Annotated in this window: 13 protein-coding genes and 13 pseudogenes; 12 read left to right on the plus strand and 14 right to left on the minus strand. The window is 45.4% G+C overall.

Going from position 1 to position 16,076, the window contains the following annotated elements; genetic code table 11:
* Positions 1 to 100: 100 nt before the first annotated feature.
* The 4 genes and pseudogenes from J4645_RS07735 to J4645_RS07750 form a co-directional block, all read left to right on the plus strand.
* Positions 101 to 664: pseudogene (locus J4645_RS07735) on the plus strand (fimbrial protein); the annotation flags it as partial.
* Positions 665 to 1,454: 790 nt separating this feature from the next.
* Positions 1,455 to 2,369: a DMT family transporter gene (locus J4645_RS07740; protein WP_001233445.1), complete on the plus strand. Its 915-nt coding sequence runs from the start codon at positions 1,455 to 1,457 to the stop codon at positions 2,367 to 2,369.
* A gap of 132 nt (positions 2,370 to 2,501) precedes the next feature.
* A complete protein-coding gene (locus J4645_RS07745; protein WP_000480735.1) occupies positions 2,502 to 2,660 on the plus strand; it encodes a DUF5993 family protein in 159 nt (52 codons plus the stop codon).
* 9 nt (positions 2,661 to 2,669) lie between these two features.
* Positions 2,670 to 3,284: a disulfide bond formation protein B gene (locus tag J4645_RS07750; protein ID WP_000848069.1), complete on the plus strand. Its 615-nt coding sequence runs from the start codon at positions 2,670 to 2,672 to the stop codon at positions 3,282 to 3,284.
* Positions 3,285 to 3,610: 326 nt separating this feature from the next.
* On the opposite strand, the pseudogene J4645_RS22400 reads toward J4645_RS07750, so the two are convergent.
* The 3 pseudogenes from J4645_RS22400 to J4645_RS07770 all read right to left on the minus strand — a co-directional run.
* Positions 3,611 to 3,843 (minus strand): annotated as a pseudogene (locus J4645_RS22400) (helix-turn-helix domain-containing protein); the annotation flags it as partial.
* Between the two features lie 127 nt (positions 3,844 to 3,970).
* Positions 3,971 to 4,253: pseudogene (locus J4645_RS07765) on the minus strand (transposase); the annotation flags it as partial.
* A 68-nt stretch (positions 4,254 to 4,321) separates the two neighbouring features.
* Positions 4,322 to 4,708 (minus strand): annotated as a pseudogene (locus J4645_RS07770) (hydrolase); the annotation flags it as partial.
* Between the two features lie 396 nt (positions 4,709 to 5,104).
* Here J4645_RS07770 and J4645_RS07775 point away from each other — a divergent pair.
* Positions 5,105 to 6,235, plus strand: coding sequence for a GGDEF domain-containing protein (locus tag J4645_RS07775; protein WP_000529514.1), 1,131 nt, complete (start codon positions 5,105 to 5,107; stop codon positions 6,233 to 6,235).
* A 286-nt stretch (positions 6,236 to 6,521) separates the two neighbouring features.
* Here J4645_RS07775 and J4645_RS07780 read toward each other — a convergent pair whose 3' ends face one another.
* Together J4645_RS07780 and J4645_RS22200 are read right to left on the minus strand one after the other, a co-directional pair.
* Positions 6,522 to 6,917 (minus strand): DUF977 family protein, encoded by a 396-nt coding sequence (locus J4645_RS07780; RefSeq protein ID WP_000089423.1) that lies wholly within the window; start codon positions 6,915 to 6,917, stop codon positions 6,522 to 6,524.
* A gap of 12 nt (positions 6,918 to 6,929) precedes the next feature.
* A pseudogene (locus J4645_RS22200) lies at positions 6,930 to 7,040 on the minus strand (replication protein); the annotation flags it as partial.
* Between J4645_RS22200 and J4645_RS07785 the strand changes: the two are divergent.
* The 3 genes and pseudogenes from J4645_RS07785 to J4645_RS07795 form a co-directional block, all read left to right on the plus strand.
* Positions 7,037 to 7,401, plus strand: a pseudogene (locus J4645_RS07785) (recombinase RecT); the annotation flags it as partial. The pseudogenes J4645_RS22200 and J4645_RS07785 overlap by 4 nt on opposite strands.
* A pseudogene (locus tag J4645_RS07790) lies at positions 7,400 to 7,707 on the plus strand (tyrosine-type recombinase/integrase); the annotation flags it as partial. The pseudogenes J4645_RS07785 and J4645_RS07790, both read left to right, overlap by 2 nt.
* 952 nt (positions 7,708 to 8,659) lie before the next feature.
* Complete coding sequence (locus J4645_RS07795) at positions 8,660 to 9,460, plus strand: hypothetical protein (protein ID WP_001542520.1); 801 nt, start codon at positions 8,660 to 8,662, stop codon at positions 9,458 to 9,460.
* A 28-nt stretch (positions 9,461 to 9,488) separates the two neighbouring features.
* On the opposite strand, the pseudogene J4645_RS07800 reads toward J4645_RS07795, so the two are convergent.
* Positions 9,489 to 9,617 (minus strand): annotated as a pseudogene (locus tag J4645_RS07800) (helix-turn-helix domain-containing protein); the annotation flags it as partial.
* A 322-nt stretch (positions 9,618 to 9,939) separates the two neighbouring features.
* Positions 9,940 to 10,044, minus strand: a pseudogene (locus tag J4645_RS22405) (DUF4113 domain-containing protein); the annotation flags it as partial.
* Positions 10,045 to 10,107: 63 nt separating this feature from the next.
* Here J4645_RS22405 and J4645_RS07805 point away from each other — a divergent pair.
* The 3 genes and pseudogenes from J4645_RS07805 (at position 10,108) to J4645_RS07815 (ending at position 11,502) form a co-directional block, all read left to right on the plus strand.
* Complete coding sequence (locus J4645_RS07805; protein ID WP_023214465.1) at positions 10,108 to 10,878, plus strand: transporter substrate-binding domain-containing protein; 771 nt, start codon at positions 10,108 to 10,110, stop codon at positions 10,876 to 10,878.
* Between the two features lie 19 nt (positions 10,879 to 10,897).
* Positions 10,898 to 11,071, plus strand: a pseudogene (locus tag J4645_RS07810) (tail fiber assembly protein); the annotation flags it as partial.
* A gap of 245 nt (positions 11,072 to 11,316) precedes the next feature.
* Positions 11,317 to 11,502 (plus strand): PagK family vesicle-borne virulence factor, encoded by a 186-nt coding sequence (locus tag J4645_RS07815; protein ID WP_071585801.1) that lies wholly within the window; start codon positions 11,317 to 11,319, stop codon positions 11,500 to 11,502.
* 90 nt (positions 11,503 to 11,592) lie between these two features.
* Here the strand turns inward: J4645_RS07815 and J4645_RS07820 are convergent.
* From J4645_RS07820 to J4645_RS07835, 4 genes and pseudogenes are all read right to left on the minus strand, one after another.
* Positions 11,593 to 11,703, minus strand: a pseudogene (locus J4645_RS07820) (tail fiber assembly protein); the annotation flags it as partial.
* Positions 11,704 to 11,706: 3 nt separating this feature from the next.
* Positions 11,707 to 12,084, minus strand: a complete 378-nt coding sequence (locus J4645_RS07825; RefSeq protein ID WP_001277619.1) for a DUF1353 domain-containing protein — start codon at positions 12,082 to 12,084, stop codon at positions 11,707 to 11,709.
* 10 nt (positions 12,085 to 12,094) lie between these two features.
* Positions 12,095 to 12,754, minus strand: a complete 660-nt coding sequence (locus J4645_RS07830; protein WP_223152472.1) for a DUF4376 domain-containing protein — start codon at positions 12,752 to 12,754, stop codon at positions 12,095 to 12,097.
* Positions 12,726 to 13,061, minus strand: a pseudogene (locus J4645_RS07835) (hypothetical protein); the annotation flags it as partial. The gene J4645_RS07830 and the pseudogene J4645_RS07835, both read right to left, overlap by 29 nt.
* Positions 13,062 to 13,139: 78 nt before the next feature.
* On the opposite strand from J4645_RS07835, the pseudogene J4645_RS07840 reads away from it, so the two are divergent.
* Positions 13,140 to 13,981: pseudogene (locus tag J4645_RS07840) on the plus strand (tyrosine-type recombinase/integrase); the annotation flags it as partial.
* A 373-nt stretch (positions 13,982 to 14,354) separates the two neighbouring features.
* On the opposite strand, the gene J4645_RS07845 reads toward J4645_RS07840, so the two are convergent.
* The 3 genes from J4645_RS07845 to yobA are packed head-to-tail and all read right to left on the minus strand — an operon-like array spanning position 14,355 to position 15,975.
* A complete protein-coding gene (locus tag J4645_RS07845) occupies positions 14,355 to 14,708 on the minus strand; it encodes a YebY family protein (protein ID WP_000722368.1) in 354 nt (117 codons plus the stop codon).
* Positions 14,709 to 14,724: 16 nt separating this feature from the next.
* Positions 14,725 to 15,600 (minus strand): copper homeostasis membrane protein CopD, encoded by an 876-nt coding sequence (gene copD / locus J4645_RS07850; RefSeq protein WP_023214467.1) that lies wholly within the window; start codon positions 15,598 to 15,600, stop codon positions 14,725 to 14,727.
* Complete coding sequence (gene yobA, locus J4645_RS07855; RefSeq protein ID WP_000168393.1) at positions 15,601 to 15,975, minus strand: CopC domain-containing protein YobA; 375 nt, start codon at positions 15,973 to 15,975, stop codon at positions 15,601 to 15,603. It abuts the gene before it with no gap.
* Between the last annotated feature and the right edge of the window lie 101 nt (positions 15,976 to 16,076).

Consider the following 16,076-nt stretch of genomic DNA (forward strand, 5'->3'; position numbering starts at 1 on the left):
GTTATTTTTGATTCTAATAGATTCAATTAGCTATCACTTTCCCTTCCCGTCTTTTGCGTTAAGATGGTCCAGTGCTTCCATCAACTTCGCACTACCGGCGCGCGGCGCGTTATGTAAAATCACAGATTATCCTGCGATCGTGAAAATTCCCCCTGTCGCCGTCGGCGTATTAGCCGCCGGGGGGAGTAGCCAGGTACCTTTCCACGTCAGCCTCGAATGTGAGTCCGGCGCCGTATCCAGCCCCCGTCCAACCATTAGTGCCGCCAATGTCGCAATGGGGTTTGTCGTTAATCAACCCACCGCCGTGGCGGTGGCTCGTCGCCTGGGGATAACCGCATCCGCAGGCGGTCTGTCGTGGCTACTGGACGCCCATTATGGCGACCCCGGCGTAGCTTCCGGAGTGGGAATTCGCATCTATAACGATGCCGGTACGCCGATTAATCTGTTGCCCGATCGTATCAGGACGGGCATCGGCAACGCCCGAGGCTGGTATGGCTATAAAGATTTAACCACACGGGTATCATCCGGTTCAGTAGAAACCTACAGCGGTGATTTTACTGCCTCACTTGAGGCGATCGGCGGACAAACAGTAACAGCAGGAAGCGTTAATGCGCAATTACAGGCATCGCGTCGTAGTGTGTCTGGCATCTATATTACGTTATAAACTGTTTTGCTCTGGTAACCCATTATGTTCTGCGGCTACGTAATGGGTTTTACAAGCTCTGGTGATGAATCTGACTCAGAACAAATTCTTCCAGGTAGCCGTACGGCCAGGAGAAGTAATTTAGAAGCGGATCACAATTTTGTTAATTGATTAGATTTTATCCCAAATGGCGCCAGTATTAAGGTCGCCATATAAAAACATTCTATTACAACGAGTTATCTCCTCCTGCCTCCGCCCCGGCGCAAAGCTATAGTTTTTTCTATCTCCTTGTGAAACAAACAATTATTCTTGCTATGGCGCTGATTAACAATCGTTCGCGGGCAACGTACATTCAGCGAGTTTCAGAGCTTCCTGACGGAATTCAGCCGGTGCTGTTTCTGGGGCTTCTTACTGGTTGATACAGATCCTACCTCTTACTTGAGAATTTACTCATTTAGCCGTATGTCCATTATGGGTGGATAAGATCATTTATCATCGTAAGGGTTGAAAGCGATAAGTTAAACCTGTCCTGGCTCAACAAGGGACCCGACTAATGATGAGCTCTTCATCTTCAAGGCGTTTTATGCCTTCCAGCAAGAATAGACATTAAATCGACAACTGCTGCCAGGTCTTACAGGCGCAGTGGACAATCGTGTGGTAACAGCCTGAGTCATTTATTATTTTTCTCATTCAGCATAACTGCGTCTTCTGATAGAGAAATTTTTATCTAAACATATAAAAAACACAGTGAAGAAAACGCTACTTTTTTCTAGCTAAAAAGCTAAATTAATTTTTTTACGGAGAGGATCTTATGCGCAAGGTGTCGATATCTATATTATTCATGCTAGTTTCACTGACTTGGGGGACTACATGGTTGGCCATGCGAATTGCCGTTGAAACTATCCCTCCAGTGTTTGCAACCGGAATGAGGTTTATGTTTGCAGCACCTTTTTTAATCATCATTGCATGGTTAAGAAAAAAAACACTGTTGTTTCCTCCCGGACAACGATTATTCCAGTTTGTGATATGCATCTTTTATTTTTGCATTCCTTTCTCACTAATGATTTATGGTGAAACCTATGTCAACTCTGGGCTTGCCGCCATTATCTTTGCGAATATGCCTGTGGCCGTTTTGATAGCATCGGTTTTGTTTCTAAATGAAAAAGCGAAACTAATGCAGATCGCGGGCTTAACTATCGCAATCACTGCATTGACGGGGATACTTCTTGAAGAAACGAATACAAGTACAGAGAGTCACTGGCAGGGTATCACTGCGCTTATTTCTGCTGTGTTAATCCATGCCATAATATATACACAATGTAAGAAAAGAAGTTGTACTGTCTCTGTTATCACATTTAATGCGCTCCCGTGCCTTTTAGCTGGGTTGATACTTTCTGCGACAGGATGGTTTTTTGAAAGACCACAAGTATCAACCTTCTCAGTACACTCAATATTAGCTACCCTGTATCTCGGGGCTTTTGCCGGAGTTTTTGGTATCCTGTGCTACTTTGCACTTCAGCAAAAGGCTAATGCCTTCCAGGCTTCGCTTGTATTTCTTATCTTTCCGCTGATTGCGGTAAGTCTGGAAGACTATATTTATGGATATGCTATTTCAACACACTCAATGCTGCTTATTATACCATTAGTTATCGGGATATTTCTTACTCTTGTCGCCAGAAATATCCCTGTAACCAGCCGATGCCGGGATAACTCATCACAGAAATAATCGATTTATAATAACGCAAATAATTCCTGATGCCTTACTGAGCTCCGGCTAATGCGGGGTGGATAAGCTGGAATACAGACCCGGTAATACACAGCGATTATATTAACAAGTAATGTAATAAAGGAGTTTTTTATGTTCATGTTTCTGCCATTCTTGCTTGCACTGAGCGTGGCAATGGGGGCCATAAACAGAAAGGATAAAGTCAGCTACATTCTGTGGGCCGTTTTACTCATCGTCACTATTTTATCATTCATTCATCATATGACCAATTCGCTGACTTTGTCATTTTAAGGAGTGTGTATGAAAACGCATCATCATCCAACAACATTTGTTCATCTGATTAATCAGGTGGGACTCCTTGGGATATGCGTTGCTCTGGTTGTAGCCTTTTATTATCAACTCGTCAGGCATGAGCTGCCTTGTCCAATTTGCTTATTACAGCGGGCTGGCCTCATCATCGCCGGTTTTGGCTTTTTATTTAACCTCTGCTTTGGTCTACGAGGTATACATTACGGGATGGTAATTATTGGCAGTATCCTGACCGGAGTTATGGCATCCCGGCAAATATGTTTGCATATCATGCCCGGTGACACAGGATATGGTTCTGCATTTTTTGGATTACACTTTTATACCTGGACTCTGATTACGTCAATTCTGATTATTATTGCTGTTGCGGTAATTCTGGCAATCAGTAGCATGAATGTTGCATTTCGTTCATTGAATATTAATCCGGACCTGTTCAGTATTGTCGGTTGGGTATTTCTGTTACTGATTACTGCCAACCTTATTTCAACTGTACTGGAATGTGGCGGAGGGGAATGTGCTGCTAACCCGGTCACATATAAGCTACTGTCGAAACAGGATATTGCCTTTCTGAAAACAGGCCTCCTGACGAGGACAGTTCTCCGGTTATGACGCACTTTTAAAATGACTGATTGGTAAATATATAGCAAGCACCTGTCTTGTAGAAATTGGAATGGTTATGGGCTAACACGGAAGTTACAGTAACGTTGAAATGGTGCAATAATAGGAATCAAACTTACAACCTTCGCATTACGAATTAGTAGAATCACATTTAACTAGCTGTTTCAAATACACGTTTCCGCATTCACATTGCTCAACTCAATGGCACATGATGTTAGAAATAGAATAACGCTTCACCATGTTTGACACAAAAATGGCACACCCTATAAAGCATCCACAGCACGTATTTGGGCGGCACGCACCGTGGAAATACTGCATTACCCTAACACAGGGAATTTTCTGTACAGCGTCGGCAGCCCCACATCATAAATAATCGCTACCTGCTGTCGCGGTACTCCTGCCCTAATGAGGCACCCTGCCTGCGCCCATTGCTCCGGCGTCAGTTTTGGCCTACGGCCACCAATGTAGTGGCACTGTAGTGGCACACTGGGTACTGAAGCAATGGCCGCAACTGGCGCTTGATGCTATCAGCCAGATAACCTTCCAGATGGATAACAAACATAGCAGCTATCCTGTCTGTATCGGATTTGTAAAACCAGACGTTGACCATCTTCATCAAGGTTAAAGGAACAAAGAGCTCTTTAAAGTAACTCTTTGTTCCATTACGATAGTTTAAATATGATGTCGCGGCCATTCTGGAGAATGGCCAGTTCCTCATCCCGTTCTGCCAGTTGACGTTTCAGACGGGCGATCTCAGCGGACATCTCCTGCTCGCGTTCAGAAGGAAGAGAGCTGATTTTGCGGTTTGCTTCGCCAGTTGTAGAGCTGTGATTCATACAGGTTAAGTTCGCGGGCGGCAGCGGCCACCCCAATGCGTTCAGCCAGTTTCAGGGCTTCCTGACGAAATTCAGGCGTGTGCTGCTTGCGTGGCTTTTTGGTGGTTGATGCTGGTTTTGTCATATAAGTCACCTCTTACTTGAGAGTTTACTCACTTAGTCGCGTGTCCACTATTACTGGGTAAGATCAAAATCAAGGTTACGAATCTGGTAGACGCCGTCTGTTACTTCAAACAAGCCACTGATATTGATTAGTTGGGACTGAAGCCACAGACCAGGGTTAACAGTGTCAGGAGATTTTTCTCCTTCTTTTATGAAAGCGTACTGCTGTGGATTCCAGATGACATTCCCTTGCTCTCCCTTAATCACCTCTTCAGGTAAACCAGCGATAAAGCCTTTATGGGCATTCGTGAAATCGGTGTTATCAGAGAAAGGAAGTTGGTTATAAAGCGCATCGTTAGCTTGCTTGGTTGAAGCAGTGGCACCTTTTGGGGCTTCCTGTGCAAATAAAGGTGTCAGCGCAGTGGAAGAGAGTAGCCCCGCCAGCGCAAAACTTTTAACGATCAACTTAAGTCTCATTTGTACCCCTCATGTAAAAATGTTCTGTATCACTCAGTCTGATCGATTAATTATCTGTTAATTCAAACAATTAAAGTTATTCCTGGCCATTTTCGCTCTTTTAAATATAATCAAAACGTTACATTTCACTATTTATGGATACAAATAAATCGTATTTTACGTCTGCCAGTTACATCCTCTTTTAGTAAGTGGGGTAAACTCGCTTCCAGTTTCCGGGAGACACTATAATTCTCCCCCCTACTACAGGAATTGTGACTATAAGTTCGTCACTGTGGAGCAAAAAATCATCTCATCAGCCAAAAATGCAGCCTGGCCTGATAGCTTTTCCATTTTTCACCGTGAAGTATCTCCGCACTACACTGGATAGTAATTATTCATTATATGAGGCGATTAAGGATGGGGCAGGATTCGGACGACAGGCGCCGTACCTCCAGTGCTGGAAGGGTATGGCAGGATCATAAAGATATGGTCAGGCAAGCGCTACGTGTAAGTATTCCGTGGTTCACATTTGTGAATATCAGCTTTGCGCTTATCATTTTATTTCGCCACATACTCATCAGTGACTTTGACAAGTCGATCAGTGCACAGACTGGAATACTGCCTTTAATAGACGATATTATGGGCAGTATTATTGTTTTTTCGTTCCTGATACTCCTTTTCATTTACCGCCTTCCGACCAGATTTACTCCTCTTTGTCTGGTGATGCTGCTGATTCTCAGTCTGATGTGGAGCTATTGTAGCTACTGTTTTATTGTCTGGTGGCAGCTGCCTTTTGCCTGGCCTCTCAGTGTCATCCTTATGCTTACCGCGCTGGCTGCGCTTTATTATCATCTGCTAGCGTTGCTACTTTTCATCGTCCCGTTATGGCTGACCGCCCTACTGGCCAGTGTGCAGCTTAACCAGTATGTGAATATCCGGTTTTTATTAGTCTGGCTTACTCTTACCGCCATACTCATTTATGGTCGCTTTATCCTGCAGCGCTGGTTTGATGAAGCCTGGTTGCGTTACCAGGAAAACCGGATGCTTATCGCGCGTCTCGACGTTATGGCTCACCAGGATGCACTGACCGGGACCGCTAATCGACGTTCAATGGAAAGTTTTCTTGGGGATGCTCTCCGCCAGACGGAGCCGTTTGCACTGATCATGCTCGATGTGGACTATTTCAAAAACTATAACGACCATTATGGTCACCAGGCTGGCGATGCCTGTCTGGCAAAGGTGGCCTGTGTAGTGAAGAGGTCGATTCGTACTCCGGCAGACCTGGTGGCACGTTACGGGGGCGAGGAGTTTGTCGTTGTGCTGCCTTCTTCGTCGCTGAATGAAGCAGCACTGGTTGCTCAACGTATTCAGACAAACCTGCGTGAAACCGCACTGCCGCATGCAGCATCTGCGGTTAGCGAAACGGTCACCGTCAGCATGGGCATCACCCTTTCCACAGCCGGTGACACTGTTACCGGCATTATTGCCAGAGCGGACGAGGCCCTTTATCGGGCTAAACAACAGGGACGTAATCGTTGGGTAAAGTAAAACCAGTTGCCCGGTGTTTGATACAGATGATCACCTTGCCATACTCAGATAATTAAAACTGAATATTTGGAAGCAAAAAAGACAGTCGGACTCACGGAACCTTTGCGCTGGTACAGCCTGAATATCAGATAAAATTATGTCCAGCCGCAGACAACCAGTTGACAGTGGAATATTCCTGGTGTTGTGAACAAGGCGACATTCACAACACGACTGTGCTCACGGAATTCAAATGCCGAACGGGTGATTACGATATTCACTACCTCTGCAAAGTTATATTATTCGATTTTCATGCAGATTTCGCCTCCCGGTAATGTCCCGGATAAAATGCCAGTACCCTTTGCATCGTCACGCTGTTCCGGCACTCCGTACAGATAACGTTTCTGGTCCGGTCGTAGGAACTCACGACACCTTCCGGCGTTTTCAGAAAGCGGGTAATCCTGGCATCTTCACGTTTCTGCTTCCAAAGCAGGAAAGCCTGTTCCGAAGGAAAAATACCGCTTCTCCCGGCCTGATACAGATCCCCACAACTTTCCGCCTTTTCCAGGTAGTGGCGGGCTGTAAAAATGGTTAACCTTGTTATCTTCCGCAGCTCTCCAAACGTCATCCGACCGTGTGTTCGTACCAGTTCCGTCAGGCGCTTCTGTATTTCAGCTTTCTGCGCCGGTGTGTAATTTCTGCTCATAAGTCCCCCCTGTTAAAGCCTTCCCGCCGCCTTACGCCGTCTAAATTCTTCCATCATCAGTTGTGCCGGGGTTGGCCCTGCCGGATGACGCGGCTCTGCCAGTTGACGGCGTACCGGCGGTAGCCACAACGGAAATCCGAAAAGTTCCGGCGCTGTGTGACTGTGACACCATGAGTTTTGTCAGCGCCATCATTCAGTGTTCCCAGCTTGGGCTGGAACCCGGCGGCGCGCTCGGTCATGCCTATCTGCTGCCGTTCGGAAACAAAAACGAAAAGTCAGGCAAAAAAACGTTCAGTTAATTATTGGCTACCGGGGAATGATCGACCTTGCCCGCCGTTCCGGACAGATTGCCAGCCTTTCCGCGCGCGTTGTCCGTGAAGGTGACGATTTCAGCTTCGAGTTTGGTCTGGAAGAGAAGCTGGTACACTGTCCGGGTGAGAACGAAGATGCACAGGTTACTCATGTCTATGCCGTTGCCCGCCTTAATCGATCGCTGCCGACTGGTAAGCCGGACTGATTTCATGAGCAGTGCCGGAATCAGGAAAATAGCCCGACCGGGAATATTCATCCGGATGGATTGACAAAGACATTTGTAAAAGCAAGAAAAGCCTCCGGCGTTAACTTCAGCAATAATCCACCGACATTTCACGAGATCCGAAGTCTGGCCGGGCGGTTGTACAAAAACGAGCACGGCGAGGTGTTCGCCCAAAAACTACTGGGCCACCCCTCAGAGAACACCACGAAACGCTATCTCGATGAGCGTGATGATAAAGCTTATATGATGCTCTAATACTCCAATTTTCGTTGTGAAATAAATGTTAAATTTAATTTGATTGTGATATAACCAAAAAGACCGGAATACAGAAATTCGAGGAAATTTCGAGGAATTTCGAGGGGAAACACATAACCCATTGATTTATAATCGAAATAAAAATAGATCGAATACGATTCCTGTTTACGGCAACAATTGATTTTTCTCTTTAAATTCATAACATTACATATTAACTAAGTGATTTTAACGATTAGAATACGTTATTTTTTATTCTAATAGATTCAATTAGTTATCACTTTTTATGTTTTAATTCGGACATATTTCGAACCATTTTGCGTATAAATCCTCCGACCAAACAAACTCACTGCCCATATATCACTCGACCTCTTCCACTGGGGGACTCCCGATGCCAAATACCCATGTAGACGAAGGCTTAATAGTGATGCCAACAAAAGCGATCGCGAAAAGTTGAACAGGTGGCTAGTTTCAGATTAAACACATTGGTTAGTCATCCTGAACAAGTAAAATCCGCCGCAACTGGCAACCATTCAATACTCGCACTATCGAACGATCGCCAGCTTGCCGCAGCTCGTTCTTGCATACGATGTGGCTGCGGCACCGATCATACCGGGCAGTCGTCAAACCTCCGGGATCGCGCATCGTCAACGATGCAGGTGATCGTGAACAAGATATAGTTTTCCACAGTTCGTACAGGATAGGCTTCCTTATTGCTGCCTTCGCAGTGACAGTAACTGTCCCTGTGTTTTCACATCCTAACCTACCATGTCCCCGATAAGTTAAGTATATGAGCGTATAGGAGCTTTTCGACCATGGGCACAACCTCTAAATCTGAAGGGAGTTCATCAATAGATACAATAATGAACGTTTATTTAAAGATCTTTGTAGTCAGTCCCTGTTAGGTTGTCGTGACATAAGAATATCGCTTAATTTTGAATATAGGGAAATATAATTGATTATAAATGTTGGACATGTAGCTACAGAAAAATTCGACACAACTGGAGTGAGCGCCTGTAACAACCAACAGAGTACTTCAGTTGATTTATCCTCCTGTATTATTAATGCTGCTTCAGAATGTACCGTTTTTGTCAGAACAATAATAAAGAAATCGGACAGTTATGATGCTATGCAAATTGACAGGCTTAAAATTGATACGCAGGAAAAATACGACGCTCTTAATTTACAAAGAGAACATCACAAGAAATTTCTGCAAGCTATAAAAGCAAACTCTTTTGACAGAGCTATGGCTGAAAGACCAGAAAACCCAATATCTCTGAGTCTAATATATTCTTCCATTGATTCAATAAAATATAACACAGGGAACTGTGCTGATATGTCGCTAATTTTAGGTGCGATTATTGCAAAATATATACCACAAAGACTAACCGGAATAGGATTTTCGAAAAATAGTGTATTTGATGCCAGAATAAGCACATCCCTTATGTATAATAGCGCGTCAGGAGGGAATCATGTGGTCGTTTTTTTGACTTTTACTGATTCAAAAGGAATATCGGAATATATACTTGACCCTTGGCTAGATGCGCGCATTTTCAAAAAGGAAGAGTCATATGAAATTTATAAAAACAATAGCAGTGAATATATTAATGAAAATCATTGCTTCGAAGCATACGATAAATACACTGCTATAATGAATAGCGCAGAATATATAGACGCCATAACAAAGACAATAAATCTTTTATATAGAGTTAATCTTGATGAAATTCAATTAACCAATCCATTTAAGTTTATATAATTAACTCTTATGGATGATTAAAGGAGTGTTATTTTCCCATGAATGGCATCAAAGGCATGTTACTCGCCGGAAATTTTCTGTACAACGTCGAAACGCCAACATCATAAATAATCGCTACCTGCTGTCACGGTACTCCGGCCCTAATGAGGCGCCCGGCTGCTCCCATTGTTCCTGTGATTATTATTTAATAACGATTACGAAAGCAAAAACTCAACTAACTGAATTAAATAGAATTAAACAAAAGTGACATATAAAAATGTACTTAATTATGTACTTTTGAAATCGTCAGCATACGATCTGCTGATCAACATACGACGTTACATCACAATAGTGAACTGTACGACCTATAAACACGATTACAGTCAGTTCTGACTAAACAGCAGGCAGCCTACCAAGGCACGCTCTTGCAAACAACGTAACTGCGGTAATCCATCACATCAGAAATGTGAAAAATCAGGGTGAAAATTTAATTGAAGCTGTCACTTAACCCGAAGCAGGTCTTCATAGCGGATGGTATATCGTGGCGAGAGGATCTCCCGTTTAATATACCACTATTATTGGATTCCCTGCCCAGTAAAGGTTACAGGCGCAATGGAGAGAAGACAATCTCATCTGTAGTCTACTGATCAAACATTAGGGTAAGAGTAATGAAAAAAGTATATTTTATGTTTTTTATCTTGTTGTCACTTTCAAGTATTTATTCCGCGATGGCAAAACCCTGGCAGGAGATTAAAGAAAGCAAAGAGTTACGTGTGGGGGTGCCTGGTGACTATGCTCCCCTCGCATTTCACAACAGACAAAATAAATTAATCGGTTTTGATATTGATATGGCATATTCACTGGGCAAAGCTCTGCACCTGAATATCCTGTTTGTACCTAGCAGTTGGTCTACGCTGTCAGCTGACCTGGCTGCAGACAAATTTGATATTGCAATGGGAGGGGTTACAGAAACTCCCGGCAGAAGAAAACAGTTCGCACTTTCTTCTCCGGTACTTAAAAATGGGAAAATAGCGCTGACGCAATGTAACAGGATTAATGACTTCAAATCTCTTGGAGATATTGACCGTAAGGGCGTGCGGATTGTTGTTAATCCAGGTGGTACAAATCAGGACTATGTTGACAAGCATATCAGGTATGCAGATGTTATTCACGAAAGAGATAATGATGCCACTCTGCAGAGGATTCGTGAACGCAGCGCTGATGTCATGTTTACCGACTTGCTCGAAGGTACTTATTACCAGAACAAAGAGCCAGGTGTCTTCTGCGTATCAACCAAGAGTATCCTCCCCGACACTGCCAACAATAAAGTCTATATGATGGCGAAGGATAATCAGTATCTTCTTGACGCTGTAAATAGCTGGTTATCTGATGAAAACAGAATCATACTTGCCAGAAAGTGGCAGATAAATCCAGAGTAGCTGCCACAAAGTTTTGACAAGCACCATTGCCGACTGACGAACAGAACTGGCGCGGGGTGAAAGCAGTGACGACGATAAAGCCAGCCAGGCTAAATGGATGGCTTATATCAGGAAGCTTAAAACGCTGGATTTAACAGGCGTTTCAGATGAGGCCACCTTCACAGTAATCAGATGGTCTGCATTACCACAGTAATACTACTAACTTGCAGTTTTTTAGGCGTTAATTTGGTTCTGGTATCTACACGAGTTCATTCAGATACAAGTAAATTTTCTGTAGAGAATGAAAGTTACCATACTTATTATTCCATTTTAAAAGTAAATACTTGCTTAACAATCAGTAGACAGACAAGAAAAATTTTCGCCTCTGCTTTATCCTGGTAAAAGGATTGCGGTAAAAATTAAGAAGGAAGCATAACTCTCAACTATGTGGATAATATTATGAATAAATTTAACAGTGTATTGTTAGCGCTGGTTTTTGCTATATCAGCCATAACATTTTCTTCATCTGCAATGGCCACTGAAAGCGGTAACAAAGGATTCCCGGGCATTTCGTTTCCGTGGTGTAAAATCTGGCCGGCAGGTATATCAATCCCAGAACTACCAGAGGGTAAAATATGCTGGTAAACGAAACAACCTTTTATTAACCTGGGTGATTAATTACCGTGTAAACAAGTAATTTGTGATATATGGATAATTAAAGTACCACAGTAACGACTACAGACTGGCTGGTTTATCCGGCCAGGAGGGGGCAGATATATCCACCCTGTTTACCATTACGCTGTAGAGTTCCCATGCCTCCAGCCGTTTAATCTCGTCATCTGTGGCAAATCATTCACAGTATTTACGTTCTTTCCCATACATTCCCCTGCCAAACCACCTGACCGCCAGATACATCACAATCCGTTTCCACTTCGGCACGCCAGGCACGGTCATTCCATCAAGGAATATCAAATCGGCTTCTTTTTTCGTGCGCGGCGCATTGTCGTAAAGGTAGTCGTGGATTATTGCCGCTTTAGCGTATTTGCCGTCTGGCGGCATGACTGACCAGAAGATGCGTGGAACGGTGGCGAGATCAGTTACAAATCCGGCTGGTACGCTGATTACGTCGCTGTTGTCGTCGCTGAGGTAAAATTCAAAAGGTTCATGTACACGCCAAAGGTAGTGGCCAGGCATTTCAAGAATGGCCGGGGTTGTGAAGCAGCTCATAATACATTCCTTAACGGTTTTCCGGCCAGCCAACCACGTAATCCAGTACAGCCTGTGCGTTGGTGAGACTGTTCACTTCGTCCTTCATCTGCCGCTGGCGTTCGTGTATTTTAAAACCCACCAGTACCATGTTTTGTTGCATAGCGGCTTCGAGTTTAATCAGTTCGTCTGCGCTCATTGGCACATCGATGTTATCTGCATCCGTCCAGAAGAATCCTGGCGGTAGCGCTCCCTGTTTTGCCACCGCCGTTACTGGCGACAGTCGGTCCTGCGACGCTTTACCGCAGCCCCAGTGGTGATCATTCAGTGTGAACGGGTAGTTACCGTTTTCCTGCGCATTACGCCACGCATTAATCTCAGCGTATTTCTGACCGAGTACGGTCGCAAGGTCAGCCACCCACTGACCGTTTTCAAATTTATCTATTGGTGATGTGGGGGCCTGTGTGGTAGTGTTCTCCGGTAACGGGCCGGGTTTTGAAATATAAATCGGGTTGCCGGTTTGCGTGTCGCACACTGTTTCGCCGCGATGGTCTTCGTTCAGACTCCACGTTTCGGTTTCAGAGTCAAATACAGCAATATGACTGGCCGGAATATCAGGAGGGGCAATATCGGTACAGTTTGACGGTAATCTGGTATGTGGCGCTACCGTCGGCAATATCCAGTCCGGCAGTGCCTGTCACCATTACCGAAACATTACTGCCTTCACCGGCACTCCAGACCTGCGCGACGATACGGTAATGCTCCTGGATATTTTGTGTCTGCGGTAACAGTGAACAGTCCAGATACAACGAACTCAGTTCCGGATCATCCCCGGTACCGGCGATAATCCCTGTGTTCTGGTCGTTAACACTGGCTGTGATGGCCTTCTCCCTGAAATACCGCTCCACAGCATTTAGCAACTCATCCGGTTTACGGTTACCGATGAATGAGGTTGATATCTGTTCGCTCATCCCTGGCTGCTGCCCGGTCTGGCTATCCCCGGCGCAGCTTCTGCTGTTAAATCAGATGAAACAGAACGCACCGACGGTGCTGGCCCCTCTGCCGGAGAAAACGGGATAGACCGCTATGACGTGTTACTAAAACGACGGGATTTAGCGGCCAACACATACAAAATTCGCGGCAATCAGTTAGCGACCGTGCGCGAAAAAATGGGGAAATGATATTGGCAGAGGTGACCACGCGGCATATTGCTGAGTATCCGGAGTCATGGATCGCGGAAGGTAAAAACACGATGGCGGGGGCGATGAGGTCTGTACTATCTGACATTTTTCGTGAGGCAATTGTGGAAGGGAGAATAACAACGAATCCGGTGGAAGCAACCCGGTTACCAGAGATTAAGGCGGCCAGGGAACGCTTGCAACTGGAAACGTATAACGCCACACGAGCGGCAGCAGAGCATATGCCTGCATGGTTCCCTCTCACGATGGATTTAGCGCTCGTTACTGGTCAACGTAGGGAGGATATCGTAAATATGAAATTTAGTGATGATTTTGACAACCGCTTATACGTAACTCAGATTAAAACCGGAATGAAAATAGCCATTCCCCTCTCCCTGACACTTCAGGCAACGGGGTTACGTCTGGGAACGGTAATCGATCGCTGCCGGCTGGTAAGCCGAACTGATTTCATGATCAGTGCAGGAATCAGGAAAAATAGCCCAACCGGGAATATTCACCCGGATGGGCTGACAAAGAAATTTGTAAAAGCCAGAAAAATTTCAGGCGCTAAATTTAGTGATAACCCACCGACATTTCACGAGATCCGTAGCCTGGCTGGTCGGCTGTACAAAGACGAACGCGGCGAGGAGTTCGCTCAAAAACTACTGGGCCACACCTCAGAGAACACCACGAAACTCTATCTCGATGAACGCGATAATAAAGCTTACGTGATGCTCTGATTTTGTTGTAAAAGAAATGTTAAACTGGATTTGGATGTGATATAAACAAAAAGACCGGAATACAGAAATTCGAGGAAATTTCGAGGAATTTCGAGGGGATACACATAACCCATTGATTTATAATCGAAATAAAAAGAGACCGAATACGATTCCTGTATTCGGTCCAGGGAAATGGCTCTTGGGAGAGAGCCGTGCGCTAAAAGTTGGCATTAATGCAGGCTAAATCGCCTTGCCCTTTAAGAATAGATGACGACGCCAGGTTTTCCAGTTTGTGACGAAGGTGATTGAAAAAACCTGGCGTTTTGTCTGTCATCAGAGATAAAAAAACCGTAAGCCTTTTCGTGAAGGTTTACGGTTTTTTATTAAAAATCAGTCAGCTATTGGATGGATCACAAAGCTTTTGCGCACGTTCGATAAACGGCGCCAGACTCATTTTCTCACCGGGCTTCGCCGGGTTATCGATTTGAATGACGGCGATAGGCTGAGCGCGCGTTTTACCCTCCGCTACTTGCTGTTCGGCAATGGCATTCAAGGGATACTGCACCAGCGTACTGGGGTTGATCACATAGAGCGCCTGGCCAGGTCGACAGGTCAACATGACCTCTTCCCGATTAAACGCCCACTTGTCTTTTCCTACTTCAAAACGACTTACGGTAATCACCTGCGGCGCCGCCAACGCTACGCCCGAAGTGGCCAGCAGAAGCGCCGGAAGGAGTATTTTTTTCATTCGTTATGCCAGTCCATCAGAAAGGTTCGAGGGTTGCAAACAGGCTGACGATCGCCAGAACTATGCCTCCAACTCCCCATTCAATTTGCGTCATCCTGACAAACCATAGGTCAGTCCGGGGATTTTCCTGTCGCATACGTGGTACGAGAACATACCGATTCGTCAGCGCAATTGCTACCATAAGCACCACCAGCGCACATTTTAACAAAAGCAACTGTCCATAGGTGGTCTGCCAGATAGCGGTAAATCCCGTGATAAATAGCGTGTTGCCAATGCCTGTGAGCAATACGCCCGCCACAAAAAAGTGACCATAACGAGAAAAACGCATCATGGCGCTAATAGCATGTTGACGCCAGCGTCCCTGAGCCATGCGCATACAATAAACCACTGGCAACAGCCCACCAAACCAGGCTGCGGCACAGAGTAAATGCAGAGCATGGTTAATCTGCTGTAATGTTCCCGCTACACCGTCGCGCATCGTCGCATGTCCAACGCCTGCCAGCAGGATAAACTGAGCAACGGTTAGAATAAGAAGCCGTCGTTGCATTTTTACCGGCGCAATGACTACCACCACCAGCGTGACCAGCGCGAGGATAATTTGCCATATCCAGACCGCGCCAAAGCGGGTTTGCAGTACCGCGCCCCACACCGAGACGGAAAAAACATCGGGCCAGCCGCCGCCCATCAGTCCGCCCTGAATCGCCAGCATAAAAGCCGCGCTGATAACGCTCCAGGCGGCAGCATGTCGTTGCAGATGTAAAAATCGACGCGTCATTAAACGACGAATTGGTGCGGGTGCCAGCCAGGCGCCGTAAAGCGCGCAGCCGTAGACCAGCATCAAACTAGCAAAATGAATAAATCGGAGAGTTATCCAGACGAATGTCAGCATCATTTATTTCACGCTGAAGGTGTATTTCCCTTTTGTTTTATGCCCATCCACCGACACAACGTGCCAGTCTACCGTGTAAGCGCCAGATTTTAACGGCTGCTCAAGCGGGATAATCAACTGCGTTTTATCCTGTTCATTTCGCTTTGCCGGGCGCGTTTTGATGAGCTCTTGCTGAGGGCCTGTAATGGTTGCGCCGCTGAATCCTGGCTCAATCCCTTCAGAAAAATTCAGGGTCAGCGCCTGTGGCGAGGCCGTAACGGCAGCATTCGCCGCTGGATACTGATGCGTCAGGTGCGCATGTGCCCAGGCCGCTGGCGTCGCAAATGTCGATGCCAACAGCAGTAAAGCTAAACGTCGCGATGGTGCAGAAGAAGCCATATTCACTATTCCTTTTTGTTATACCTACGTTACAAAGAATAACCTTCAACAATCAATGAGTCGAGGATCATCATTTCCATCTTGCCATTACCGCGGACTCT

This window comes from Salmonella sp. 32082101201600294FB01SM01, from assembly GCF_017572865.1.
In the GTDB taxonomy this organism is placed as follows: Bacteria; Pseudomonadota; Gammaproteobacteria; order Enterobacterales; family Enterobacteriaceae; genus Salmonella; species Salmonella enterica.